Annotated in this window: 22 protein-coding genes, 1 tRNA gene and 1 pseudogene; 15 read left to right on the forward strand and 9 right to left on the reverse strand. The window is 72.2% G+C overall.

The window, feature by feature from the left end; genetic code table 11:
* From ACW9J6_RS27370 to ACW9J6_RS27405, 8 genes and pseudogenes are all read left to right on the forward strand, one after another.
* Positions 1-248, forward strand: a pseudogene (locus ACW9J6_RS27370) (hypothetical protein); the annotation flags it as partial.
* Positions 245-2,344, forward strand: a complete 2,100-nt coding sequence (locus tag ACW9J6_RS27375) for a DNA cytosine methyltransferase (protein ID WP_457119504.1) — start codon at positions 245-247, stop codon at positions 2,342-2,344. The pseudogene ACW9J6_RS27370 and the gene ACW9J6_RS27375, both read left to right, overlap by 4 nt.
* Positions 2,341-2,778, forward strand: coding sequence for a hypothetical protein (locus ACW9J6_RS27380; protein ID WP_457119505.1), 438 nt, complete (start codon positions 2,341-2,343; stop codon positions 2,776-2,778). The genes ACW9J6_RS27375 and ACW9J6_RS27380 overlap by 4 nt, the downstream gene beginning before the upstream one ends.
* 2 nt (positions 2,779-2,780) lie before the next feature.
* Positions 2,781-3,008: a hypothetical protein gene (locus ACW9J6_RS27385; protein ID WP_457119506.1), complete on the forward strand. Its 228-nt coding sequence runs from the start codon at positions 2,781-2,783 to the stop codon at positions 3,006-3,008.
* Between the two features lie 40 nt (positions 3,009-3,048).
* Positions 3,049-3,474: a phosphatase domain-containing protein gene (locus tag ACW9J6_RS27390; protein WP_457119507.1), complete on the forward strand. Its 426-nt coding sequence runs from the start codon at positions 3,049-3,051 to the stop codon at positions 3,472-3,474.
* A 584-nt stretch (positions 3,475-4,058) separates the two neighbouring features.
* The gene (locus ACW9J6_RS27395; protein ID WP_457119508.1) at positions 4,059-4,664 is read left to right on the forward strand and encodes a DUF1643 domain-containing protein; all 606 of its coding nucleotides are present in this window, start codon (positions 4,059-4,061) and stop codon (positions 4,662-4,664) included.
* Positions 4,654-5,076, forward strand: a complete 423-nt coding sequence (locus ACW9J6_RS27400; protein WP_457119509.1) for a hypothetical protein — start codon at positions 4,654-4,656, stop codon at positions 5,074-5,076. Before ACW9J6_RS27395 ends, ACW9J6_RS27400 begins: the two co-directional genes overlap by 11 nt.
* Positions 5,077-5,520: 444 nt before the next feature.
* Positions 5,521-6,384, forward strand: a complete 864-nt coding sequence (locus ACW9J6_RS27405; protein ID WP_457119510.1) for a tyrosine-type recombinase/integrase — start codon at positions 5,521-5,523, stop codon at positions 6,382-6,384.
* 59 nt (positions 6,385-6,443) lie between these two features.
* On the opposite strand, the gene ACW9J6_RS27410 is transcribed toward ACW9J6_RS27405, so the two are convergent.
* Positions 6,444-6,520: transfer RNA gene (locus ACW9J6_RS27410), tRNA-Pro, on the reverse strand.
* Between the two features lie 205 nt (positions 6,521-6,725).
* On the opposite strand from ACW9J6_RS27410, the gene ACW9J6_RS27415 reads away from it, so the two are divergent.
* Both ACW9J6_RS27415 and ACW9J6_RS27420 read left to right on the forward strand, forming a co-directional pair.
* Positions 6,726-8,363, forward strand: a complete 1,638-nt coding sequence (locus ACW9J6_RS27415) for a PAS domain-containing protein (protein WP_457119511.1) — start codon at positions 6,726-6,728, stop codon at positions 8,361-8,363.
* A gap of 69 nt (positions 8,364-8,432) precedes the next feature.
* Positions 8,433-9,260, forward strand: coding sequence for a class I SAM-dependent methyltransferase (locus ACW9J6_RS27420; RefSeq protein ID WP_457119512.1), 828 nt, complete (start codon positions 8,433-8,435; stop codon positions 9,258-9,260).
* Between the two features lie 526 nt (positions 9,261-9,786).
* Here the strand turns inward: ACW9J6_RS27420 and ACW9J6_RS27425 are convergent.
* The 5 genes from ACW9J6_RS27425 to larC form a co-directional block, all read right to left on the reverse strand.
* Positions 9,787-10,368, reverse strand: a complete 582-nt coding sequence (locus tag ACW9J6_RS27425) for a HupE/UreJ family protein (protein WP_457119513.1) — start codon at positions 10,366-10,368, stop codon at positions 9,787-9,789.
* A gap of 74 nt (positions 10,369-10,442) precedes the next feature.
* Positions 10,443-11,558, reverse strand: a complete 1,116-nt coding sequence (locus tag ACW9J6_RS27430) for an aldo/keto reductase (protein ID WP_457119514.1) — start codon at positions 11,556-11,558, stop codon at positions 10,443-10,445.
* Positions 11,559-11,593: 35 nt separating this feature from the next.
* Positions 11,594-12,262 carry a nickel pincer cofactor biosynthesis protein LarB gene (gene larB / locus ACW9J6_RS27435; protein ID WP_457119515.1) on the reverse strand — a complete coding sequence of 223 codons (669 nt, stop codon included), beginning with the start codon at positions 12,260-12,262 and terminating at the stop codon, positions 11,594-11,596.
* A complete protein-coding gene (locus ACW9J6_RS27440; RefSeq protein ID WP_457119516.1) occupies positions 12,259-13,062 on the reverse strand; it encodes an adenine nucleotide alpha hydrolase in 804 nt (267 codons plus the stop codon). Before ACW9J6_RS27440 ends, larB begins: the two co-directional genes overlap by 4 nt.
* On the reverse strand, positions 13,059-14,381 hold the full coding sequence (gene larC / locus ACW9J6_RS27445) for a nickel pincer cofactor biosynthesis protein LarC (RefSeq protein ID WP_457119517.1): 1,323 nt from the start codon (positions 14,379-14,381) through the stop codon (positions 13,059-13,061). Before larC ends, ACW9J6_RS27440 begins: the two co-directional genes overlap by 4 nt.
* Positions 14,382-14,667: 286 nt before the next feature.
* Here larC and ACW9J6_RS27450 point away from each other — a divergent pair, with 286 nt between their 5' ends.
* Positions 14,668-16,710 (forward strand): M23 family metallopeptidase, encoded by a 2,043-nt coding sequence (locus ACW9J6_RS27450; RefSeq protein ID WP_457119518.1) that lies wholly within the window; start codon positions 14,668-14,670, stop codon positions 16,708-16,710.
* Positions 16,711-17,271: 561 nt separating this feature from the next.
* On the opposite strand, the gene ACW9J6_RS27455 is transcribed toward ACW9J6_RS27450, so the two are convergent.
* Complete coding sequence (locus ACW9J6_RS27455) at positions 17,272-17,742, reverse strand: Lrp/AsnC family transcriptional regulator (protein ID WP_457119519.1); 471 nt, start codon at positions 17,740-17,742, stop codon at positions 17,272-17,274.
* A gap of 108 nt (positions 17,743-17,850) precedes the next feature.
* On the opposite strand from ACW9J6_RS27455, the gene ACW9J6_RS27460 reads away from it, so the two are divergent.
* The 3 genes from ACW9J6_RS27460 (at position 17,851) to ACW9J6_RS27470 (ending at position 20,870) form a co-directional block, all read left to right on the forward strand.
* Complete coding sequence (locus ACW9J6_RS27460; protein ID WP_457119520.1) at positions 17,851-18,825, forward strand: mitochondrial fission ELM1 family protein; 975 nt, start codon at positions 17,851-17,853, stop codon at positions 18,823-18,825.
* Positions 18,826-18,854: 29 nt separating this feature from the next.
* On the forward strand, positions 18,855-19,844 hold the full coding sequence (gene trxB, locus ACW9J6_RS27465; RefSeq protein WP_457119521.1) for a thioredoxin-disulfide reductase: 990 nt from the start codon (positions 18,855-18,857) through the stop codon (positions 19,842-19,844).
* 135 nt (positions 19,845-19,979) lie between these two features.
* Positions 19,980-20,870: a LysR family transcriptional regulator gene (locus ACW9J6_RS27470; RefSeq protein ID WP_457119522.1), complete on the forward strand. Its 891-nt coding sequence runs from the start codon at positions 19,980-19,982 to the stop codon at positions 20,868-20,870.
* Positions 20,871-21,147: 277 nt separating this feature from the next.
* Here ACW9J6_RS27470 and msrP read toward each other — a convergent pair whose 3' ends face one another.
* Entirely contained in the window at positions 21,148-22,122 is a 975-nt protein-coding gene (msrP, locus tag ACW9J6_RS27475) for a protein-methionine-sulfoxide reductase catalytic subunit MsrP (protein WP_457119523.1), read from the reverse strand.
* 99 nt (positions 22,123-22,221) lie between these two features.
* Positions 22,222-22,485 (reverse strand): hypothetical protein, encoded by a 264-nt coding sequence (locus tag ACW9J6_RS27480; RefSeq protein WP_457119524.1) that lies wholly within the window; start codon positions 22,483-22,485, stop codon positions 22,222-22,224.
* 128 nt (positions 22,486-22,613) lie between these two features.
* Here ACW9J6_RS27480 and ACW9J6_RS27485 point away from each other — a divergent pair, with 128 nt between their 5' ends.
* Positions 22,614-22,850 carry a hypothetical protein gene (locus tag ACW9J6_RS27485; RefSeq protein ID WP_457119525.1) on the forward strand — a complete coding sequence of 79 codons (237 nt, stop codon included), beginning with the start codon at positions 22,614-22,616 and terminating at the stop codon, positions 22,848-22,850.
* Positions 22,851-22,872: the final 22 nt, after the last annotated feature.

Below are 22,872 nucleotides of genomic sequence, written 5' to 3' on the forward strand. Positions count from 1 at the left end.
CGGTGATCCTGTCGATCGCGCTCCAGCACGGCGTGCCGCTCGCCGCGTTCCGCGACGCCGTCACCCGCCTTGAGAACGGCCAGCCGGCCGGCCTCGCCGGGCGGCTCCTCGCGGAGATCGAGGCGCGCGAGCCGGAAGCCTTCGCGACGCGACCCGGCCCGGACGACCCGGCACCCGCCGCGCCGGACCCTCGCCCGACCCCCGACGCACCCGCCCCGGCGGCGGCTGAGATGGAGCGCGGCCAGTGATCCGCCAGGAAATCCGCCACTTCCACGTCTGCTGCGGCGCCGGCGGCGGCGCCAAGGGCTTCAATCGCGGGCAGGCCCGGGTCGGGAACGTCGTCGCCGCGCCCCGCTGCATCGGCGCCGTCGACGTCGATCCCGCGGGGATCGCCGATTTCGACCGGGTCGCCGGCGTGCGCGGCACCGTGCTCGACCTGTTCACCCGCGAGCAGTTCGAGGCGTTCCACGGGCGGCTCCCGGCCGCAGGCTGGCGCGAGGCCGTGCCGGACGACTTCCGGCGCGCGGCCGGTGGCGAGCGTCCGCACGTCGTCTTCATGTCGACGCCGTGCAAGGGCTTCTCCGGGCTCCTCTCCGACAAGATCAGCGGCACCGCCCGGTACCAGGCGCTCAACGGCCTGACGCTGCGCGCGGTGTGGCTCACCCTTGAGGCGTGGGCCGGGGACCCGCCCGAGTTCATCCTGTTCGAGAACGTGCCCCGCATCGCTACGCGCGGCCGCTGGCTCCTCGACCAGATCGAGGCGCTCCTGGCCGCCTACGGCTACGTGTTCGCCGAGACCACCCACGACTGCGGCGTCATCGGCGGTCTGGCTCAGAGCAGGAAGCGCTTCCTGCTGGTGGCGCGGCACGCCGCGAAGGTGCCTCCCTTCCTGTACGAGCCGCCCCGGCGGCGCCTGCGCGGCGTCGGCGAGGTGCTTGGCCGCCTGCCGCTGCCCGGGGACCTGTCGGTCGGCCCGATGCATAGGGTGCCCTCGCTGCAGTGGAAGACGTGGGTCCGTCTCGCCTTCGTGGAGGCCGGGTCGGACTGGCGGTCGCTCAACCGGCTGCGCGTCGACGGCGGGCAGCTCGCGGACTTCGGCATCGCGCCCGAGGCCGGCTGGCACGCCGGCGTCCTCGGCGTTCAGCCGTGGGAAGCGACGTCCGGCACGGTCACCGGCCGGAGCATGCCGAGCAACGGCGCCTTCGCGATCGCGGATCCGCGCCCGGGCTACGGGCACGCGTTCTCGCAGCTCGGCGTGCGGACCTGGGACGAGCCATCGGGCGTCGTGACGGGCCAGAAGTCGCCCGGGCAGGGCACGTTCTCGATCGCGGACCCGCGGCTCTCGGGCTCGCCCCGGTTCAACAACACCTACCGGATCGTCCCGTGGGGCGGCGTCTCGCCGGCGATGGCCGGCCCGGGCGGGCCCGGCGGCGGCCTCGCCGTCGCCGACCCACGGGCGGATGCTGGGTTCGGTGGCAAGGGGAAGTACCGGGTCACGGCCTACGAGGAGGCGGCCGGCACGGTGATCGGCGCCTCGACCACCGGCCAGGGCGCGTTCGCCCTGGCGGACCCGCGCACCGGGTTCGGTCCCGGCACCCACCACAACGTCATGCACGTGGCGGGCTGGAACGCGGCCGGCAAGACAGTGACCGGCAGCAATCACCCGTCAGGCGGTGCGCTGTCCGTCGCGGACCCGCGCATGACGTGGGCGGATTCCGCTCACCGCAACAAGCTCAAGGTGGCCCGCTACGACGCGCCGGCCGGCTGCGTCACCGGCGCGGACCGCGTCGGCTCCGGGGCGCTGTGCGTCGCGGATCCCCGGCCGGACTTCGCACGCGGCGGCCGCGAGGCTTACCAGACCGGCGGGCACTATGGCGTAACGGCCTGGGATGCCGCCGCGGGCGCGGTGACCGGGTCGGCGCAGCACGACAACGGCCGCTGGTCCGTGGCGGACCCGCGCGTCGAACCACCTACTGAGGACCCAGAGGCATTTACTGAGACCCTTCCGGCGGCTGACGACCGCGTCGTGGCCGTGATCCGCGCACTCGACGGCACCTGGCACCGCCCCTTCACCACCTACGAGCTCGCAGCCCTCCAGAGCTACGTTGACCCGGACGACCTGTCGCCGCTGGTGATGGAGGGCTCGTCGGATAGCGCGTGGCGCGAGCGCATCGGCAACATGGTGCCTCCCGCGAGCGCGGAGGCGATCATGGGCGTGATCGCTCGGACGCTGCTGCTCGCCTGGGCCGGTGAGACCTTCCTCCTCAGCAACGAGCCGATCTGGGTCCGGCCGGTCGCGATCGCAGCCGCGATGGACCTCCCGCTGCAGGGAGGCGAGGCATGACGACCCCGCCCGCCACCGAGGCCTTCCCTCGCATCAGCGGCGCCGAGATCTGGTCCACCCTCTCACGCCAGGAGCAGGCCGACGTTGGCGCCATCGTCGTCGAGCTCGTCGCCGCGCGAAGGTTGGAGCAGCGCGTCTACGAGGATCAGCTCGATTTTGTCGTCGGCCGCGCGGCCGACGCTGCCCTGCGGCTGCTGAACTACATGCTCGACGCCGCTGTGGGCGAAGCCTTCGTCGACGGCGCCCTCGAAGCCGAGGACGGTGTGACGCCCCGCATCCCGTCCCTGCTCGGCGGCGTGTGCCGCACCTGCGGCTGCACCCAGGACGATGCCTGTCCGGGCGGGTGCGGCTGGGCCGGCCCGGACCTCTGCACCGCGTGCGCCGACGATGGGACGGCGGCCGCGGATCCCCACCCATTAGCGGCCGGAGCCTGACCGTGGCCGAGCCCTACACCGCCGCCGACAAGCTCGCGTGCGCCGAGCGCGAGGTGCGCCAGCGCCGCCGCGTCTACCCACGCCTCGTGGCCGATGGCCGGATGCGCCAGGACGAGGCGGAGCGGCAGACGGCGCTCATGGAGGCCATCGCGGCCGACTATCGCGCGCAGGTCGCGGCTGAGAAGCCGGACCTGTTCGGTGAGACGCCGAAGGTGCGGCATGCCGGCTGAACCCGCCCACGACACCCTCATGAGAGAGACGGAGCGCCGCATGTTTGTCGTGTTCGACCTGGACGGCACGCTCGCCCTCACCGAGCACCGGGCGCACTTCCTGGAGCGGCCGGGCAAGAAGGACTGGCGCGGCTTCTACGCGGCCTGCGACAGGGACGAGCCCTGCCACCCGATCATCCAGGTACTGCTCGCCCTCCACGCCACCGGCGCCGAGGTCGAGATCTGGTCGGGCCGGTCCGACGAGGTGAAGGACAAGACGACGGCGTGGCTCGCGGCGCACGGCCTCGGCCACATCCCGATCCGGACGCGCAAGGCCGGCGACCACCGCCCGGACACGGTGCTCAAGACCGAGTGGCTGGACGAGGGCCGCAAGCCGTCGCTCGTCTTCGAGGACCGGTCGTCCGTGGTCGCCATGTACCGCGCCCGCGGGATCGTCTGCTGCCAAGTCGCGCCGGGAGCCTTCTGATGGCTCAGATCCGCATCCCCCGCCCCAACTGCGCAGCGGCCGACAGCTGCACGTTCGGCGGGGGGCGCAACAGCTGGTTGGATCGGCTTTCGTTCCGTAATGGCGAGGCCGCAATCCCGGCCCGAGTTCGCGCGAGCGGCGAAACCGTGTGGCCAGAAGCGATATAGCCTCAACAATTAGAGTGCGACTGAAATGCGCCTTAACACCACCGGCACTACGCGCTTCGTTGTCATTATTGGGCGGCATGCGGTCAAAATTGCACGCGGAGTGACGGGCCGTCGCTGCAATCTTTATGAGGCAAAAACTTGGGCGACAGAATCACAGGAACGAAAAAGCATCCTATGTCCGGTCGTCTTTTGCAGCTGGACCGGTGATGCTCTGATCATGCCTTCGGCTACGCCTCTGACTGAAGCACAGAAGGAGGCGTTTATTGAGTCGGACGCTTTCCCTGATTGGGATTACATCCCTGGGGGCAGCAGGTCTCCGTTCGAATATAAGGCGTCAGATTGGGGATTTCTGGACGGCAAGCTAGTAGCCCTTGACTATTCAGCACCAGCTTTGTTTCCGCATGAGGAGGATTAAGCATGCTCACCGGCCTCTGCGCCAAGGAATTGTTTGGGGTGTCTCTCGCTGACTCGATCCAGCGCTCTGCCAACATCTCGCGCTGTGGAGCCTACCGCTACGCGCTCACCCGAACCTGGGCCGAGGGCGAGCACGTCTGCTTCATCGGGCTGAATCCTTCGACGGCGGACCACCGCGTCGACGACCCGACCGTCTGCCGCTGGATCCACTTCGCCCGAGCCTGGGGCTACGGCGGGTTCACCGCCGTCAACCTCTACCCGTTCCGTTCCTCGTCGCCGGCCGAGTGCCGGGCGTGGTCGCGGTGGCAGGAGAACGGGCCCGACTACTACGCCCGAGATCGGATCTGGGCGAACGAGACCATCGTCGTCGAGGAGGCAAAGCCCGCGGCCGTCGTCGTCGCATGCTGGGGCGCCGGCGCCTGGGACCCCGAATACGTCGACCACGTCTGCGAGCAGATCCAGGAGGGCGAGGCGCCCTGGCCGGACCTGCACTGCTTCGGCACCACAGCCGGCGGCAGCCCGATCCACCCGCTCGCGCGCGGTCGCCACCGCGTGCCGAACGCTGCGCCGCTCGTGATGTGGCGCAAGGGAGGCCCGCATGTCGGCTGACGCTGCCCGCGCCGCCTACGAGGCGCGCTGGACCGGCATGACGCTCGGGCCGCGCGGCGCCGCGCCGGCCTGGGATGACCTGGAGCCCGAGGGCCGCGCGGTGTGGGAGCGGGTGGCCGCGGCCGCGCGCCAGGGCGCGATGAGCCTCACCGAACACAAGCAGCTGGTCGCGGTGGTCGAAGGTGCGTTTGCCGCGCTACGCACCGAGCACCAGGAGGTGCTGTGCGACCTGAGCGACAGCCAGGACGAAGTCGCCCGCTTGAGAGCCGAGCAGGCGGTGCTCCGCCGGCAGCATCCCTGGCGCACCCGGTTCGACAGCCGCCGCGAGCGCCGCCGGCTCGCCGTGATGATCCGGGCCGTGCAGGTCGCGATCATGCGGCAGGAGGAGCGGAGATCCGATGCGCAGGGTTGAGCGAATCCCCTCACTCAGCGAGGTTGACGACGATACGCCCCTGCTGCTCGACGTTGCGGCGGCTGTTGCCTTCCCCGATGGTTCGGTGTCCGGGCTGGTGCTTCGCCGGGCGGCCACCCGGGGTGACCTCGACACTGAACGGCACGGCGGCCGGATCTACACGACCCTGGCGGCTATCAGGGAGATGCGCGCGCGATGCCAGCAGAGGCCAAGGGACCGCGGCTGTGGTTCAAGCGGGGCAACCTCGGCGCCGATGGCAAGCGTCGGCCCGGCACCTGGACCATCAAGGACGACGGAGGCGTCCGTGTCAGCACGGGCGTCCGCGGAAGCCGCGCTGGCCGACCTCCGCCAGCGGCTCAAGAGGCCCTCGCACAGTACCTCCTCCGCCGCCGACAGGTCCCGCGAGAGCGCAACCGTCACGCCGATGAGGTCGACCTCGCGGACGTGATCCGGCTCTATGCCGAGGAGCGGGCGCCGCAGCAGGCGCGCCCGGTCGAGGTGATCGCCCGGTGCGAGACGCTGATCCGCTGGTGGGGCGACCGCAAGCTGTCCGAGGTTACGGGACGGACCTGCCGGGCCTACGTCGAGCACCGCGCCTCCCCTGTTGCGCGGCGCGAGCTCGAGGATCTGCGGGCCGCCATCAATTATCACCGCGCCGAGGGTTACTGCCGCGAGGTCGTGAGCGTCGTGCTGCCGGAGGCCGCGCCGCCGCGCGATCGGTGGCTGACGCGGTCCGAAGCGGCGCGCCTGATCTGGGCAGCGTGGCGCTACCGAGAGGTGCAAAAGGGCCAGCCGACCGGGCGCCGATCGCGCCGGCACGTCGCGCGGTTCATCCTGGTCGCGCTCTACACCGGCACACGGGCGAGCGCGGTCTGTGGCGCCTCGCTCGGGCCCGTGAAGGGTTCGGGTTGGGTCGACCTGGAGCGGGGCGTCTTCTACCGCCGGGCATCCGGCGAGCGGGAGACGAAGAAGCGGCGACCGCCGGTGCGGCTGCCCGACCGGCTCCTGGCGCATCTCCGCCGCTGGCATGGGCTAGGGCAGACCTACGCCGTCGAGTGGCTTGGCCAGCCAGTCGGGACCGGCGTCGAGAAGGCCTTCCGGAATGCGGCCAAGGACGCGGAGCTGAAGGACGTTACGCCGCACACGCTCCGGCACACGGCCGCGACGTGGCTGATGCAGAACGGGACCGACCTCTGGGAGGCCGCCGGCTATCTCGGAATGACGGTCGAGACACTGGAGCGGGTCTACGGTCACCATCACCCGGCGCACCAGAAACAGGCTGCCGCCAACATCGTCCGCAAGGCGTGATACGGTCCACGATGCGGTCCACGGTCCAAGGAGGCAATTTGCTAAGTATCGGGAAAGATTGGTCGGAGTGGCAGGATTTGAACCTGCGACCCCCACGTCCCGAACGTGGTGCGCTACCAGACTGCGCTACACTCCGAAGCGTCGGCACCGCCGACGTGGGGGGCTTATAGCGACGGCCTTCGCGGGCCGCAAGCACCCTCGGCGCGCGAAAAACGGGAATCTGCGCCGGCGCGAAACCGGAGAAGGGCCGTGCCCGTTCGAATTGGCAACGAGGAACGAACTCGCGGGTTTCAGGCTGCGGACGGGCCCGGGTTCGGGCGCGGCGGACATCAGGGGGGTGCGTGAAGGACAACGACCCGAATTCGACGGAGGAGCCGGTGCCCGCGGCGCCGGCGCCGCGATCGTGCGCGCCGCGTCCCTCGCCGGTGATCCGCCGGTCGGGGCTCGACGGGCGCGGGACCGTGTTCTTCGCCGCAGTCGAGATGACGCAGATGCCGATGATCCTCACGGATCCGCACCTGCCCGACAACCCGATCGTGTTCGCCAACCGGGCCTTCCAGGATCTCACCGGCTACGCCGAGGGGGAACTGCTCGGGCGCAACTGCCGCCTCCTCCAGGGCGTCGAGACCAGCCAGGACACCGTTGCGGAACTTCGCGACGCCCTGCGCGCGCGGCAGGCCATCACGGCGGAGATCCTCAACTACAAGCGCGACGGCACGCCGTTCTGGAACAGCGTGTTCATCGGGCCGGTCTACGACGAGGCCGGCGACCTGATCTACTTCTTCGCCTCGCAGCTCGACGTGTCCCGGCGCTGGGCCTCCGAGCACGCGCTGCGCCAAGCCCAGAAGATGGACGCGATCGGCCAGCTGACCACCGGCCTCGCCCACGACTTCAACAACCTCCTTCAGGTCGTCACCGGCAACCTGGAGATGGCGCTGCAGGGCATCACCGAGGAGCGGCCGCGGCGGCAGATCGAGCGGGCGCTGGAGGCGGCCGAGCGCGGCACCAGCCTGACGCGGCAGCTCCTCAGCTTCGCCCGCCGCACCCGGCTCGAACCGCGCGCCCTCGACCTCAACGCTCAGGTCCGGACCTTCTCGGAGGTGGTGGCGACGACGCTCGGCGAGGGGATCGCCCTGTCCCTCGACCTCGCACCCGACCTGCCCGCCGTGGTGCTCGACCGGACCCAGCTCGAGGTCGCGCTCCTCAACGTCCTCCTGAACGCCCGCGACGCGATGCCCGAGGGCGGCACGATCACCGTCGCGACCGGATCCCTGCGGATCGCCGACGACGTGCTCGCGCGCGGGCTGCCGCCCGGGGACTACGCGGTGCTGCGGGTGCGCGACGAGGGTGAGGGCATGCCCGGCCACGTCCTCGCCCGCGCGACCGAGCCGTTCTTCTCCACCAAGGGCGCCGCGCGGGGCACGGGGCTCGGCCTCGCCGTGGTCCACGGCTTCGCGCAGCAATCGCTCGGGCGGCTGGAGATCGACAGCCGGGTCGGCGCCGGGACGACGGTCTCCCTGGTCTTCCCGGCGGCCGCCGGCGTCACGCCGGAGAAGCCCGACAATGTGCCGGCGCCGCCGCGGGGGGCGATCCTGGTCGTGGAGGCCGCCGATGCGGGGCCCGCGACCAGCCTCGGGGACCTGGAGGGTCTGGGCTACCGGGTGCTCCTCGCGCGGGACGGGGCGGAGGCGCTGGCGGTGATCGCGGCGGATCCGGACGTCGCCCTCCTCTTCGCCGACCTCGCCCGGCCGGGCGCCCTCGACGGGCTCGCCCTGGCCCGGGAGGCGCACCGCCTGCGTCCCGGCCTGCCGGTCCTGCTCGCCGACGCCGACGCGCGGGACCTCGCCGCGGCGGAGCCGCCAGTCCCGGGCCTGGAGCTGCTCGGCAAGCCCTACCGCAAGACGGACCTCGCCGCGCGGGTCCGGTCCGCGCTCGACCGGGGCGCCGCTCCCCGCGGCGGTCCCGGCCCGTGGCGCTGATCCGGCCGGCTTGCGGGCGCGGCCGGAGCATCGGACAACGGGCGGACCTCACCCCGCGCCGGAGGCCCCATGCCCGATCCGATCTCACAGGCGGAGTACTGGAACGGCGAGGCCGGCGAGCGCTGGGCGCGGATGCAGGACGCGCTCGACACCGCCTTCGCGCCGCTGACCGAGGCGCTGCTGGCGGCGGCGGGGCTGCGCCCGGGCGAGCGCGTCCTCGACATCGGCTGCGGCTGCGGGGAGACCGCGCTCCTGGCCGCCGCCGCGGTCGGTCCGGAGGGCGCCGTGACGGGCCTCGACGTGTCGCGGCCGATGCTGGCGCGGGCGCGCACGCGCACCCCGCCGGGCGCACCGGTTCGGTGGATCGAGGGCGACGCCCAGACCCTGGCGCTCGCCCCGGACCACGACGTGGTCCTGTCGCGCTTCGGGGTGATGTTCTTCGAGGATTCGGCCGCGGCCTTCGCCAATCTCCGCCGGGGCCTGAGGCCCGGCGGACGGGCGGCGCTCCTGTGCTGGCAGGCCCTGCCAGCCAATGCCTGGATCGCGGTGCCGCGGGAGGCGATGCTGCGGCTGGTGCCGCCGCCGGAGCCGCCGGTCCCGGATGCGCCCGGCCCCTTCCGCTTCGCCGAGCCGGGCCTCCTCCCGGGTCTCCTGGCGCGGGCGGGCTTCGCGGAGGCGCGGGCGGTCCCGATCTCCCGCGACCTCACCCTCGGGCGCGACCGCGAGGAAGGCGCGCGCTTCGCGCTGACGCTCGGCCCGACCTCCGCGCTGGTGCGCGACCTCGGCGAGGCGGACAGGACGCGGGTCCAGGCGGCGGTGGCGGCGGCCCTGCCCGCGACGGGGCCGGTGGTTCTCGGCGCCGCCTGCTGGCTCGCCACCGCGACCAACCCGGGGTGAACAGAACGCGGAAATACATCCGAGACAGATAGTTACGTCAGCACACGTTGGTTCCCGGGTATGGCGCGGGGGACCCCTCTCCCGTGCGGGCTACCGTGTGCACACTTCGGGTAGCGCGCATGCCCTCTGCCCGCACGCGCACGGCTGTCCGGGAAAAATCGGAGGCACTTCTCCCCTCTCCCGAGTGCGAGAGGGGCCGGGGGTGAGGGTGGCTCGGCTTCAGCACGAAGACTGAACCGTGCCGCTGGAAGCTCAACAGTTCAGATTCATCCTGGACCCGAGCCACCCTCACCCCTACCCCTCTCCCACTCGGGAGAGGGGATCCCGCGCGAGCTGGAATGGCGTAGTTTGTTGTTAAAGTAGGGCTTTTCGGACACCAAAGCGCACGAAAAGAAGCCTCCGATTTTCCCCGGACAGCTGTGCCGCACGCGGGGAGAGGAGTTCCCCCCGCCAAGGCCTCCGGTCCAAACGCGTCGAATGTCGCAGCAGCGACGATGCCTTGCGAAGGAGTTCGAGACAGACAACGTCAGACGAGCGGCAGGACGAGCAGCGCCAAGCCGGCGAGCGCCACGGCTCCGCCCACCACGGGCGCCGCCGGCCGCACCCGCGCGGCGGCGAGGCCGAGCCCGATCCCCGCCGCGTGCAGCAGCGCGGTCGCGGCCACGAAGCCGGCACCGTAGGCGAGACCGGAGGCGGTCTCGGGTATCTCGGCCCCGTGCGCGTGGCCGTGGAACACCGCGAAGACCCCGACCAGGGCGGCGAGCGCCGCCAGCGGCAGCCCGCCCCCGACCGCCACCGCGAGGCCGAAGGCGACGATCGACAGGGCGATCCCGGTCTCGACGGAGGGCAGCGCGACGCCGGACGCCCCCAGCACCCCGCCCACCACCATCATGCCCAGGAAGGCGGCCGGCAGCGCCCAGAGGGCGCGCCCGCCGCGCAAGGCCGCCAGCAGCCCCACCGCCACCATGGCGAGCACGTGGTCGGCGCCGCTCAAGGGATGGACGAAGCCGTGCGCGAGGCCGGCGGCGTCGCCGTGGCCCGGATGGGCGAGGGCCGCCTGGGGCAGGAGCAGGAGGGCGGCGGCGAGGAGGGGGAGACGGCGCGTCATGGTGGGCTCCGGCAAGGGATCGCGGTCGAGCTTAAGCAAGATTCGGGGCGGCCGTCACCGGCCGCCCGGGACGCCTATTCCATGGTCGGCGCGAGGGACTTCACCCCCTCGACGTCGCCGCCGAGCCAGGCGGCGTTCTTGGCGGTGCCGTCGAAGGTCGAGGAGGTCTTGAACAGCTCGTACTTGCCCTCCAGCGCGAAGGGCCGCGCCCGGGACAGCAGCTCCGCCACCGCCGTCTTGTCCATCGGCCGGAAGGTCTTCACCGCCTCGAAGGCCTGGTCGAGGTCGCGCTGGCTCTGGATCCCGGTGATCACCACCGAGGTCGGCAGGTTGAGGTTGAAGTGCAGGTACTCGATCGGCTGGATCGGGGCGTTGCTCTTCAGGATCACGCCGTCCCCGAAGGTCTTCATGCCCAGCACGCCGATGCCCTGCTCGACCAAGTAGGGCAGGACGAGGTGCGAGAAGCTGCGGAACTGCGCGTCGAGCACGTTGAGGGGCATCTGCACGGTGTCGAAGTGGAAGCCCCGCTCGGCGGCTACCTCCAGCATCTGCAGGTGGATACGCGGGTCCTTGTGGCCCGTGAAGCCGATGAAGCGCAGCTTGCCGGCCTGGCGCGCCTCGACGAAGGCCTCCATCGCCCCGCCCTCGGCGAAGACCCGGTCGGGATCGTCGTAGCGCAGGATCTCGTGGTGCTGCACGAGGTCGATGTGGTCGGTGCGCAGGCGCTTGAGCGAGGTGTCGATCTGGGCCGCCGCCTCCTTCTTGGTGCGGCCATCCATCTTCGACATCAGGAAGACCTTGGCCCGGTAGCCGCCCTCGGCGAGCGCCGCGCCCATCCGCTCCTCGGACTTGCCGTCGTTGTAGTCCCAGCAATTGTCCATGAAGGTGATGCCGCGATCGACCCCCTCGTGGATCAGCCGCGTCGCCTCGGCGTCGGTCAGCGCCTTCTTGCCGAGGTGGAACCCGCCCATGCCGATCGCCGAGACGGTGACGCCGGTGCGGCCCAGCGGCCGGTAGAGCATCTCGCCGCGGCGCTCGCCCGGATCCTTGACGAAGGGCAGGTCGGCCGGATCGGCGGGCCGGTTCGGGACCGAGGCCGGGGGCTGCACGGTGGCGGCCGAGGCCCCCGAGCCGCCGGCCGCGAGGCCCGCGCCGAGAACCGCACCCTGCAGGAAGCTGCGACGTTCCATGGTCGTCCTCCGTGTCCGGGGCCTCGCCCCGGGGATCAGGCGCCGGCCAGCCGGCCGGCGGCGTGGATGAGGCGGAGCGCCGCGCAGGCCGCCCCGTAGCCGTTGTCGATGTTGACGACCGCGAGGCCGGGCGCGCAGCTCGCGAGCATCGAGTCGAGGGCCGAGCGCCCACCCGCGGCGACGCCGTAGCCCACCGAGGTCGGAACCCCGATCACCGCGCTTCCCACGAGGCCGCCGAGCACGCTCGCCAGCGCCGCGTCCATGCCGGCCACCGCGATCACCACCGGGTGCGCGCGGATCTCGTCGAGGCGCCGCATCAGCCGCCAGATCCCGGCGACGCCGACATCGGCGATCACCGTCGCCCCCTCCCCCGCGTAGCGCAGGGTCCGCTCCGCCTCGCGCACCACGGCGAGGTCGGAGGTCCCGGCCGCCACGATGGCGATGTGCCCCTCTCCGCGCAGGGGCCGCAGGGGGCCGAGCCAGGCGGTGCGCGAGAGGTCGCAATAGTCGAGGGCCTGCCGCTGGGACGCGGGGAGCGCCGCGAACTTCTCCGGGTCGAGGCGCGTGACGAGGAGGCTCGCCTCGCGCTCCACCGCATGCGCCACGATGGCGGCGACCTGCCCGGCGGTCTTGCCGGCCGCAAAGACCGCCTCCTCGAGGCCGATCCGGGCCGGCCGCTCGACGTCGAAGACGAAGTCGCTCACGGGGCGCCCCCGGTCAGGAAGGCGCTGCCCGTCCGGTAGGGCGCGAAGCGGATCTCGGCCCCGACGAGGTCGACCGGCGCCTCGCCGGCGATGCGCAGGCCGAGCGCCACGCGGTCGTCCGCCGTGAGGGCCGACAGGCTCTCGGGATCGAGCTCGACCACCACGCCCGAGGCCCGGACCCGGCAGCGCACCGCCCGCCGGGGGCCGGGCGCGCCGCCGAGCGCGTCGCCCACCAGCCGCTCGACCGCGTGGACGAAGCCGAGCGTCGCCGGCTCGATGGCGATCCCGGTCTCGACCCGGCTCGACAGGCAGGGGGCCGCGGGCAACTCCGCGATCGCGCCGAGGCCGAGCCGGCGGGCGAGCGCGCGCACCGCCTCCTTGGCCATGCCGGCCTCCACGAAGGGGTGGCGCACCCCGTGGGCCTTGGCGGCGTCCAGCCCCGGCCGGTACTCGCCGAGGTCGTCGAGATTGGCGCCCGACACGATCAGCCGCCCGGTGCGGGCGCGGATCGCCCCGTAGAGATTGGTCTTGCAGAAGAAGCAGCGGTTGACCGGGTTGCGGCGGTAGGCCGGGTCGCTGAACTCGCCGGCCTCGATCACCGCGAGGTCCCAGCCCTGCCGCGCCGCCTCGGCGCGCACCCGGGCCGTCGCCTCACCGGGAACGGCGGGGGAGACCGCGTGGACCATCTCGGCGCCGTGCGCATGCGCCACGCTCGCCAGGGTGAGGCTGTCGACGCCGCCGCTCACCGCAACGGCGACGGGGCCGAGTTCCGCCAGGATGGCGTCGAGGCGCTGGCTCACGAGGGCTCCCCGTCGAGGGCGCGGCGCTCGGCCGCGCGCCGGAAGGCGGCGCGGGCCGCGTGGGTGTCGCCGGCCGCGTCGTCGGCCTCCGCCTTGGCGGTGCGTCCGCCCGGGCGCTCGACGCTCTTCACCCGGACCGGGCGGCCGTCGAGGGTGACGGTCTCGCTGCGGCGGGGCAGGGCCGCGCCCGCCACGACGTGATGGCGCAGGCCGATCGTGGTCGTCTCGCGGAAGCAGGCCTCGATCACGGCGTCGAGGGCCTCCGCCCGCGCGAGCACGCGGATATGGGTCATCATGCGTCCCTTCTTGCCGAAGACCGGCGCCTGGACGACGTCGTGCACGGCCTCGTGCGCCCGCAGCCGCTCGATCCCGGTCGCGAGGTCCTCCGCGGACTGGTCGTCCACCTCGAACTCGATCACGCCGAGTTCGCGGTGGCGGCCGGCGCCGGGGCCCGGCCCCTCCTCGAAGGCGAGCACCCGCAGGCAATTGCTCAGGCCAGGGAGCCGCCGGGTGCCGAAGCCGATGCCGCTCCTCCCCATCATCCGCGGGCCGGCCGCCGGGTTCCCGCCGCCGCAGAGGTGGCGCAGGATCGCCGCGCCCGTGGGGGTCACCCGCTCGCCCGGCACGCCGTCATCGATCACCGCGAAGCCCTGGAGCAGGAGGGCGGTCGCGGGCGCCGGCACCGGCAGGGGGCCGTGGGCGGTCATCACGCGGCCGGAACCGAGGGGCAGCGGCCCGACGCTCCAGCGCGCGGGCGAGAGCGCGGCGATCAGGTGGGCCGCCCCGACGATGTCGGCGATCGAGTCCCAGGACCCGACCTCGTGGAAGGCGACCTCATCGACCGGGATGCCATGCACCCGGCCCTCGGCCTCGGCGAGGTGGCCGAAGATCGCCAGCGCGTGCCCGGCGACCGCGGGAGCGAGCCCGGCCCCGCCGAGCGCGGCGCGGATCTCGGCCCAGTGCCGGTGCGGATGGGCGGGGTGACGGGGCGCGTCGTGATGATGCGGGTGGTCGTGATGATGTGCGTGAGCGTGATGAGGGTCGTCGCGCCGGTGATCGTGGTGCGGGCGGTCGTGGTGCGCGTGGTCGTGATGCGGGTGGTCGTGATGCGGGTGGTCTTGGCCCTGCTCCTCGACCAGGAACCGGCTCCCCTGCAGCACGCCGTCGCTGTGCGCGATCCGGCGGCACGCCACGCTCGCCCCCGCGACGCGCCCGATGCTGTCGAGGAGCCCTGCCTCGTGGTCCGGGAAGGCGTCCAGCAGGGCGGCGACGAACATGTCGCCGGCCATCCCGCCGACCGCGTCGAGGTGAAGGTGCATGCCGCCTCGCGTGAGATCCGGCCGAGAACATCGTCCGCCGCCCGGCCGGGGCAAGGCCCGGCAGAAAGCCGCAGGCGGGCGGTGCACGAGGCGATCGCGCCCCTTCGATCGCGGGCCGGCGCCTCAATCTCGACATCGGCGGGGCGCAAACGTCTGAGGATCGGGGTGCGTCCGGCGGTTGATTTCGGGTCCCGGCCTCCGCATGGTCGGATCCTGCAGCCGGATGCCGCCGCATCTTCCGCCCGGTTCGACGGGCGCCCGGTACGATGTCCTTCCAGGAGCCACGGTGAACCGCGCGCGCCTCGACCCGGCCGGGTTTCAGCCCTCCCTTCCCCGCGCGGGCCGCGGATCCGATCCCGGGCACGAGCCGCCGCTCAACCTCGCCGGGGCGGTGTCACGCCAAGCCGACCGGCACCAGGTGAACCTGCGCTGGCTCGCCGCCTGCGTGCTCACCGGCATGGCCGGGACCGGACTGATCGGCTCGGCGATCTGGATCGCGCTGCAGGGCGAGGCGAGCTTCGCGCAGCTGCCGCAGGCGGTGGCGGTCGCGCCCCGGCCGCAGCCGAGCGACGGGGGCTCGAACATCGCCCGCAAGGGCGACCGGCTGGTGCGCAACCCGATGGTGGCGCTCGCCAAGCAGAGCTTCCGCGCCCCGGTGACGATCCGGGCCGGAGAACGCGAGATCATCAAGGTGCGTCCCTTCGTGCGCATCGCCACCGCCCTCTCCGCAACGGCGGGGCTCGCCGCCCCCGACATCCCGCCCTTCGACCCGATGCGCTTCTTCAGCGAGCCCGGGATCGAGCGCGCGCCGGAGCCGCCGGCGGAGACGCCGGATGCCGACGTCTCGGTGGTCAAGCGCGACCTCGCCGAGGTCACGGTCGGCGCGGGCGCCCCGGCGCTGACCGACGACGACGTCGCGGCACAGATCGAGGAGGAGCGGCGGCTCGCGGCGGAGGCCGGGCGGCTCGCGGCCCTGCCGATCGCCCCGCAGCTGATGCTCTCGCGGGCCCTGCGCGGCTTCCCGGCGCTGCCGGCCCTCGACAACGACTTCGCCCGCGATTCCGGGCCCTTCAAGTCGATCGAGGTCCGGGTCCTGCGCGAGAACGTGACGGACCTTGCCAAGCTCGAATTCCGCGCCCGCGAGGCGCCCCTCGTGGAGGAGCGCGACGTCACGATCCGGCGCGGCGAGACGCTGGAGGGCGTGCTGCGGGCGAATGGCGCCCGCGACGAGCAGGTCCGTCCGATCCTGGCGGCGCTCGGCGGCTTCACCCGGACGGTGAGCGTGGGCGAGGGCCAGCAGATGCGGGTGCTGATCGGGCCCGGCGTCCGGGCGGGCGAGCCGCGCCAGCTCAACCGCGTCATCCTGTACGGCGAGGGCGGCATCGAGGCGATCGCGGCGATGAACGATCGCGGCCTGTTCGTCTCGGTGGCGCCCCCGGCCCAGGAGGGCGCGGCGCCGAAGACCGCGGCGGCGCCGAACGGGGAGGACGGCGACGACGAGGGTACGGGCGCGCGCCTCTACGCGAGCCTCTACGAGACCGCGGCCCGGCACGACCTGCCGCGCAGCATGGTCGAGGACCTGGTGCGGATCTTCGGCTACGACGTCGACCTGCAGCGCCGGGTCGGCAGCGGCGACAACCTGGAACTCCTCTACACCTACGACGAGGAGGGCGGCGGCTCGGCCGAGCGGCCGGACCTGCTCTACGCGGCCCTGACCGTCGGCGGAGAGCCGCGGCGCGTCTACCGCTTCCAGTCGCCCGACGACGGCGGCATCGAGTACCTCGACGAGATGGGCCGCTCGCTGAAGAAGTTCCTGATCCGCAAGCCCGTGGCGACCGACGCGGCGATGAGTTCGGGCTTCGGCTACCGCCGCCACCCGGTGCTCGGCTACGCCAAGCTGCACACGGGCGTCGACTGGTCGGTGCCGATCGGCACGCCGATCCTGGCGGCCGGCAACGGTCTGGTGCTGAAGGCCGAGTGGGATTCGGGCTACGGCCGCCGGGTGGAGCTGCAGCACACCAACGGCTACGTCACCACCTACAACCACATGTCCCGGTTCGGCCGCGGCGTCACCGCGGGGGGCCGAGTGCGCCAGGGTCAGGTGATCGGCTATGTCGGCTCGACCGGGCTCTCGACCGGGGCGCATCTCCACTACGAGGTGATCATCAACGGGCATTTCGTGGACCCGATGAAGATCCGGGTGCCGCGGGGCCGCGAACTCGACGGCCGCCTGCTCGCGGATTTCCGCCGCCAGCGCGAGCAGGTCGACGGCCTGATCCAGCGCTCGACCGCGGGGGGCGCGCTCGCCCAGCGCGAGGCGATGCGGTGAGGTCGCGGCCGCAGGGCTGAGGCCGGGACAGGAGGGCTCGACTCCCTCCCTCCCCCCTCTGCGGGGGAGGGTGCCCGGCGGAGCCGGGCGGGAGAGGGGAACCACGGTACCGGATCAGCCTGGAGCGTTCTCACGGGCGCTCGCTGAAAAATCGTCGCGCCGGCCCCTCTCCCGGCTCGCTCCACTCGCCACCCTCCCCCGCAGAGGCTAGCCTGTTCACACTTCGCCTATCGGCACGAAAAAGCTCTTTTCTCGCAGTCGCTTGAACGGAACTGAGGAGACCCGCGGGATCCCCTCTCCCGTGCGGGAGAGGGGTAGGGGTGAGGGTCCCGGACCGTTCCATCATCAACCGAAAACGGTCGTGCTGGCAGCGGGACAGGTCAGAATTCTTGCTGAACCACCTGGACCCTCACCCCTGCCCCTCTCCCGCACGGGAGAGGGGTTCCCCGCGCCACACCCGGGAACCGTCGTGTGTCGACGCAAGTATCTGCCCTACTTTTATTTTTCGCGCTCCGTGAATCCGCTAGCCCGCAGAGGGGGGAGGGTTCACCTGCGCCCCGCCTATCCCTCCGCCAGCGGCACCACCGGGTCGTCCTTGATCTGGTCGAGCGCGAGCGCCGTGCGCACGCTGCGGACATTGGGCAGCGCGGTTAGGTCGCCGACGAGGCGCTGGAAGGCCGGCAGGTTGGCGGCCACGCATTTCAGCAGGAAGTCGGTCTCGCCCGAGAGCGTCCAACCCTCGCGCACGGCCGGCCAGGTGCGCATCTCGGCCGCGAAGGCGGCGATCTCCGCCTGGCCCTGCGTGGCGAGCTGGACCATCGCGAAGCACACGACCTCGTAGCCGAGGAGTTTGGGGTCGAGCAGCGCCCGGTAGCCGCGGATGATCCCGGCCTCCTCCAGCGCCCGCACCCGGCGCAGGCAGGGCGGGGCCGAGAGGCCGACCCGGCGCGCCAGGGCCACGTTGGTGATGTTGCCGTCGGCCTGCAATTCCCGGAGGATCGCCCAGTCGATGGCGTCGAGGCGGACGGGCAAGGCGCTGGCGGGTCCCGGGAAAGAGGTCAGCGGGTCCCTACAGGGCGGCCGCGCGGGAAACAAGGCGCCGGGCTTGACTCCGGGGTCGCGGCGACCCGATGCCGAGGCGTGACCACGCTCCCACCGGGTACCACCGCCTGGATCCTCACCGACGGCAAGGCCGGCGATCTCGCGCCCTGCCGCGGCCTCGCCGAGGCCCTCGGCCTCACCCCCGAGGAGCGGCGCGTCGCGCCCCGGCCGCCCTTCTCCTGGCTCGCCCCGCGCGGCCCCGCCGATCCGCGCGACCGGATCCTCGCCCCGCCCTGGCCCGACCTCGCCATCGCCACCGGCCGCCGGGCCGTCCCGGCGCTCCGCGCGCTCAAAAACCGCTCAAGCGGGGCGACCTTCACGGTCTTCCTGCGCGATCCCCGCATCGGTCCCGGGGCCGCGGATTTCCTGTGGGTGCCACGCCACGACCGCCTGCGGGGAGCGAACGTGCTGGCGACCCTGGCCGGGCCGCACCGCGTCTCCGCCGCCCGCCTCGCCGCCGCGCGGGCGGCGCCCGACCCGCGCCTGTCCGCCCTGCCCTCTCCGCGCGCCGCGGTGCTGGTGGGCGGCGACGGCCGCCACGGGCGGGTGCGGCCGGACGCGCAGGCGCGCTTCCTCGCCGCCCTCGACCGCCTCGCCGGCGAGGCGAGCCTGATGGTCACCGCGTCGCGCCGCACGCCGCCTCCCCTGCGCGCGGCGCTGGCGGATCTCGTTCACCATCGGGGCGGATTCTTCTGGGACGGAAGCGGCGAGAACCCCTACCTGTCGCTGCTGGCGCTCGCCGACGCGATCGTCGTGACCACGGACAGCATCAACATGGCGGCGGAAGCGGCGGCCACCGGCCGCCCGGTTCTCCTCTTCGCGCTCAGTGATACCTATGTGCGGCATCGCCCGTTCTTCGCCGCACTCGGGGAGTACGGAGCTGTGCATCCGTTCCAGGGCAGACTTGAAGGTTCTCGCTACGAACCCTTAGATTTCACCCCCGCGATCGCAGAGGCCGTCGCGGCCGCCTTCCTCGGGCGGCGCGATCCGCAGGCCCGAACGACCGGCCCCTGAGGCCGGCGAGGGTCGGCCCGGAGACATCGATGTCCATCACCCACGAGACGCCCGTCCACGAGAAGCTCATCATCATCGGCTCGGGCCCGGCGGGCTACACGGCCGCGATCTACGCCGCCCGCGCGATGGCCGAGCCGCTGCTGATCTCCGGCTTCCAGCCGGGCGGGCAGCTGATGATCACCACCGACGTGGAGAACTACCCGGGCTTCGCGGAGGCGGTCCAGGGCCCCTGGCTGATGGAGCAGATGCGCGCGCAGGCGGAGCACGTGGGCACCCGCATCGTGTCGGAATACATCGCCAAGGTCGACCTGAAGACCCGCCCCTTCCGCCTGGAGGCGGATTCCGGCGCGGTCTTCACCTGCGACGCCCTGATCATCGCCACCGGCGCCCAGGCGAAGTGGCTCGGCCTGCCCTCCGAGGCGAAGTTCCAGGGCTTCGGCGTCTCGGCCTGCGCCACCTGCGACGGCTTCTTCTTCCGGGGCAAGGAGGTGCTGGTGGTCGGCGGCGGCAACACCGCCGTCGAGGAGGCGCTCTACCTCGCCAACCTCGCCTCCAAGGTGACGGTCGTGCATCGCCGCGACGGCTTCCGCGCCGAGCGGATCCTGCAGGAGCGGCTGTTCCGCCATCCGAACGTCGAGGTGGTGTGGAACCACACGGTCGAGGAGATCTGCGGCAGCGACCGCCCGCCCTCCGTCACCCATGTCCGGCTGAAGGACGTGCGGACCGGCGCGATCAGCGAGCGCAAGGCCGACGGGATCTTCGTGGCGATCGGCCACCAGCCGGCGACGGCTTTGTTCGAGGGCCAGCTGCCCCTGCGCGCGGGCGGCTACCTCGCGGTGACGCCCGGCACGGCGGCGACCGAGGTCCCGGGCGTGTTCGCGGCCGGCGACGTGACGGACGACGTCTACCGGCAGGCGATCACCGCCGCCGGCATGGGCTGCATGGCCGCCCTGGAGGCCGAGAAGTACCTGGCGAACCTGGCGATCGGCGAGACGCCGCGCCAGGCCGCCGCCGAGTAGGCGACCGAGCGGGACCTGTCGCGGCACCGGCGGGGCCCGCCCCGCCCGCCGCCGCGGCGCAACGACTGTACGCGTTCGCGAGAGCCGCCCGCCGATGCTCGCCGGCCGGGACTCTGGCGCCGGGGGTGAACGGCCGTGGATTGGGACAAGATCCGGATCTTCCTGAACGTCGCTGAGGCGGGCAGCTTCACGAAGGCGGGTGACGACATCGGCCTCAGCCAGTCGGCGGTGAGCCGCCAGATCAGCGCGCTCGAACGCGAGCTGAAGGCGCCGCTGTTCCACCGGCACGCCCGCGGGCTGATCCTCACCGAGCAGGGCGACCTGCTGTTCCGGGCGGCCCGGGACATGAAGATGCGGCTGGAGACCACCCGCGCGCGCCTCGTCGAGACGAGCGAGCGGCCGTCGGGGGACCTCAAGGTGACGACGACCGTGGGGCTCGGCACCGCTTGGCTGTCGCAGCGCGTCGCCGAGTTCCTCGACCTGCACCCGGAGGTGCGCATCGAGCTGATCCTCACCAACGAGGAGCTCGACCTCGCCATGCGCGAGGCGGACGTGGCGATCCGCCTGCGCCGCCCGGCCCAGCCGGACCTGATCCAGCGCCGGCTGTTCACGGTGCACTACCATGTCTTCGCTTCGCTCGAGTACATCAAGCGCTTCGGCGAGCCGAAGACGATCGAGGACCTCGACAAGCACCGCATCGTCTCGTTCGGCGGCGACCAGCCCTCCTACCTCATGGCGACGCACTGGCTGTCGACGGCCGGACGCGAGGGGCGCGAGCCGCGCAACGTGCAGTTCACGGTCAACAACATCTCGGCCCTGCAGGTGGCGGTGGAGACCGGGGCCGGCATCGGCATCCTCCCGGACTACGCGGCGAACGGGAACCCGCTCCTCGCCCAGGTGCTGCGCGACATCGAGATGCCGAACCTGGAGAGCTACCTCGTCTACGCGGAGGAGATGCGCTCCGTCGCGCGCGTCCAGGCCTTCCGGGACTTCCTCGTCGCCAAGGCGCAGCGCTGGACGTATTGATCGGACATGCCGAGGTGAATCCTGGCGGATGAGACCAGGAGGCACCCGCTTCTTCCGAGTTCCCCTTTTCCGGACGACGGAAGCGCCAGCGGAAGGAGATCCGGAAACCAGATGATGAATCGCCGCGAAGCGGCTCCGAATGCCAGCAAGGGTGCTGACAACCGGTCGCTTCGCGGAGTCTTGCGCTGGTTTCCGGGTCGCATTCCGCTGGCGCTGCATGCGCCCGGAAAAGGGGCGGCGCTCTTAAGGTCGTCCGATCCCCGGTCCTGCGACCCGGCTAAGCGTAGAGCCGCTCCTTCTCTAGCCCCTTGTAGAGGCCCGCGACCTGCTCGGCGTAGCCGTTGAAGAGGAGCGTCGGCACGCGCTGGTCGGTGCCGAGCACGCGCTCGCTCGCCTGGCTCCAGCGCGGATGCGGCACCGCCGGATTCACGTTCGCCCAGAAACCGTACTCGGAGGCCTGCAACCCCTCCCAGAAGGTCTTCGGGCGCTCGGCCGTGAAGGTGATGCGGTTGATCGACTTCACGGATTTGAAGCCGTACTTCCACGGCACGGCCAGCCGCAGCGGCGCCCCGAACTGGTTCAGCAGCGGCTTGCCGTAGACGCCGGTGACCACGAAGGCGAGGTCGTTGCCCGCCTCGGCCAGGGTGAGCCCCTCCGTGTAGGGCCACGGATAGAAGAACCGCCGCTGGCCCGGTGCCATCGCCTTGTCGAGGAAGGTCTGCATCTGGACGTACTGCGCGTCGGCGGTGGGCTTGGCGAGCGCCACCAGGGCGGCGAGCGGGAATCCCGTCCAGGGCACGGCCATCGACCACGCCTCGACGCAGCGATGCCGGTACAGGCGCTCCTCCAGGGGCAGCTTGCGGACGAGGTCCTCGAAGCCAATCTCGAACGGCTTCTCGACGAGACCGTCCACCTTGATCGTCCAGGGATCGACCTTCAGGGCGTCCGAGGCCGGCGTCACCGTCTTGTCGGTGCCGTACTCGTAGAAGTTGTTGTAATCGGCGCTGTAGCGCTCGTCGGTGACCGGCCGGTCGAGGGCGTAGGCCTCGTTGCGCTTGGCCGGGTAGAGGTCCGCGGTCTTGCGCGCGCCCGTCCCCTCGCCCGGAATGGCGGCGCGGGCGGGCTCGACCGCGAGGGACGCGGCGGCGAGACCGAGCGCCCCGCCGATCAGGGACCGGCGGTCGAGGAAAACCGCTTCGGGAGTCGCCGCGCTCTCCGGGATCTCCCAGCCGCGCCTCGCCTTGATGTGCATGTCCGTCTCCCAGGGGCGATCCGTCCGCCCTGTCCGCCCGGGACATTGGAACGCGGCGGCCCCGTCGCCAATCACGGTTCGGCGAGGCGACGCCCCGGGTTACTCCCCGGCGAGTCGCACCGCGCCCGGCTTGGCGGCCGGGAGGGGACGGCCCTGCAGCGTGGCGGCCCGAATGCGGCGGGCCTCGGCGGCGCTCCGCGCCAGCGCGGACGCGAGCCCGGCGGCGGCCTCCACCGGCAGCAGCAGGAACGCCTCACCGCCCGCCTCGGCCGCGAAGCGGAGCGCCAGCGTGTCGCCGCCGTCGATCACGTCGATCCCGGCGAGATTCGCCGCGGGCAGTACGACCGGTTTGGAGGCGCCCATTGCCGCTCGACTCTCTCCACGACCTGCCACCGCCCGAGCGTATTGGATTGACGCTACGTCATGACAAGGCAACTTCGGTGGACGGAGAAAGCCCAAGACAGGCGGATGTGGGCGTGCCATAGAGCCGCATGCCCACGAAGACGTCCAGACAGACCGCCTTCACGGTCGCGGTGTCCCCCGCGAGCGAGGTCGGCGGGACGCTCCCGCTCCAGGTCTACGTGGCCATGGCGCGCGACGCCGCCGCGGCGATCGAAGCCGTGCGCGCCGTCACGGATCCCGACGCGACGGTCGAGTTGAGCGGCACCCTCTCGGACCGCCTGACCGCCCGTCTCAAGCTGCGGCCGGACGAAGTGCGGCCGATCTGACGATCGGGGCCGATCGTCAGAT

The sequence above is a fragment of the Methylobacterium sp. JK268 genome (genome assembly GCF_054052225.1).

Excerpts from the sequence above, each read along its gene's own strand:
- ACW9J6_RS27380 (WP_457119505.1), top strand. The coding sequence starts at position 2,341 with ATGACGACCCCGCCCGCCACCGAGGCCTTCCCTCGCATCAGCGGCGCC.
- ACW9J6_RS27390 (WP_457119507.1), top strand. The coding sequence starts at position 3,049 with ATGTTTGTCGTGTTCGACCTGGACGGCACGCTCGCCCTCACCGAGCAC.
- ACW9J6_RS27395 (WP_457119508.1), top strand. The coding sequence starts at position 4,059 with ATGCTCACCGGCCTCTGCGCCAAGGAATTGTTTGGGGTGTCTCTCGCT.
- ACW9J6_RS27400 (WP_457119509.1), top strand. The coding sequence starts at position 4,654 with ATGTCGGCTGACGCTGCCCGCGCCGCCTACGAGGCGCGCTGGACCGGC.
- ACW9J6_RS27420 (WP_457119512.1), top strand. The coding sequence starts at position 8,433 with ATGCCCGATCCGATCTCACAGGCGGAGTACTGGAACGGCGAGGCCGGC.
- ACW9J6_RS27425 (WP_457119513.1), bottom strand. The coding sequence starts at position 10,368 with ATGACGCGCCGTCTCCCCCTCCTCGCCGCCGCCCTCCTGCTCCTGCCC.
- ACW9J6_RS27430 (WP_457119514.1), bottom strand. The coding sequence starts at position 11,558 with ATGGAACGTCGCAGCTTCCTGCAGGGTGCGGTTCTCGGCGCGGGCCTC.
- larC (WP_457119517.1), bottom strand. The coding sequence starts at position 14,381 with ATGCACCTTCACCTCGACGCGGTCGGCGGGATGGCCGGCGACATGTTC.
- trxB (WP_457119521.1), top strand. The coding sequence starts at position 18,855 with ATGTCCATCACCCACGAGACGCCCGTCCACGAGAAGCTCATCATCATC.
- msrP (WP_457119523.1), bottom strand. The coding sequence starts at position 22,122 with ATGCACATCAAGGCGAGGCGCGGCTGGGAGATCCCGGAGAGCGCGGCG.
- ACW9J6_RS27480 (WP_457119524.1), bottom strand. The coding sequence starts at position 22,485 with ATGGGCGCCTCCAAACCGGTCGTACTGCCCGCGGCGAATCTCGCCGGG.
- ACW9J6_RS27485 (WP_457119525.1), top strand. The coding sequence starts at position 22,614 with ATGCCCACGAAGACGTCCAGACAGACCGCCTTCACGGTCGCGGTGTCC.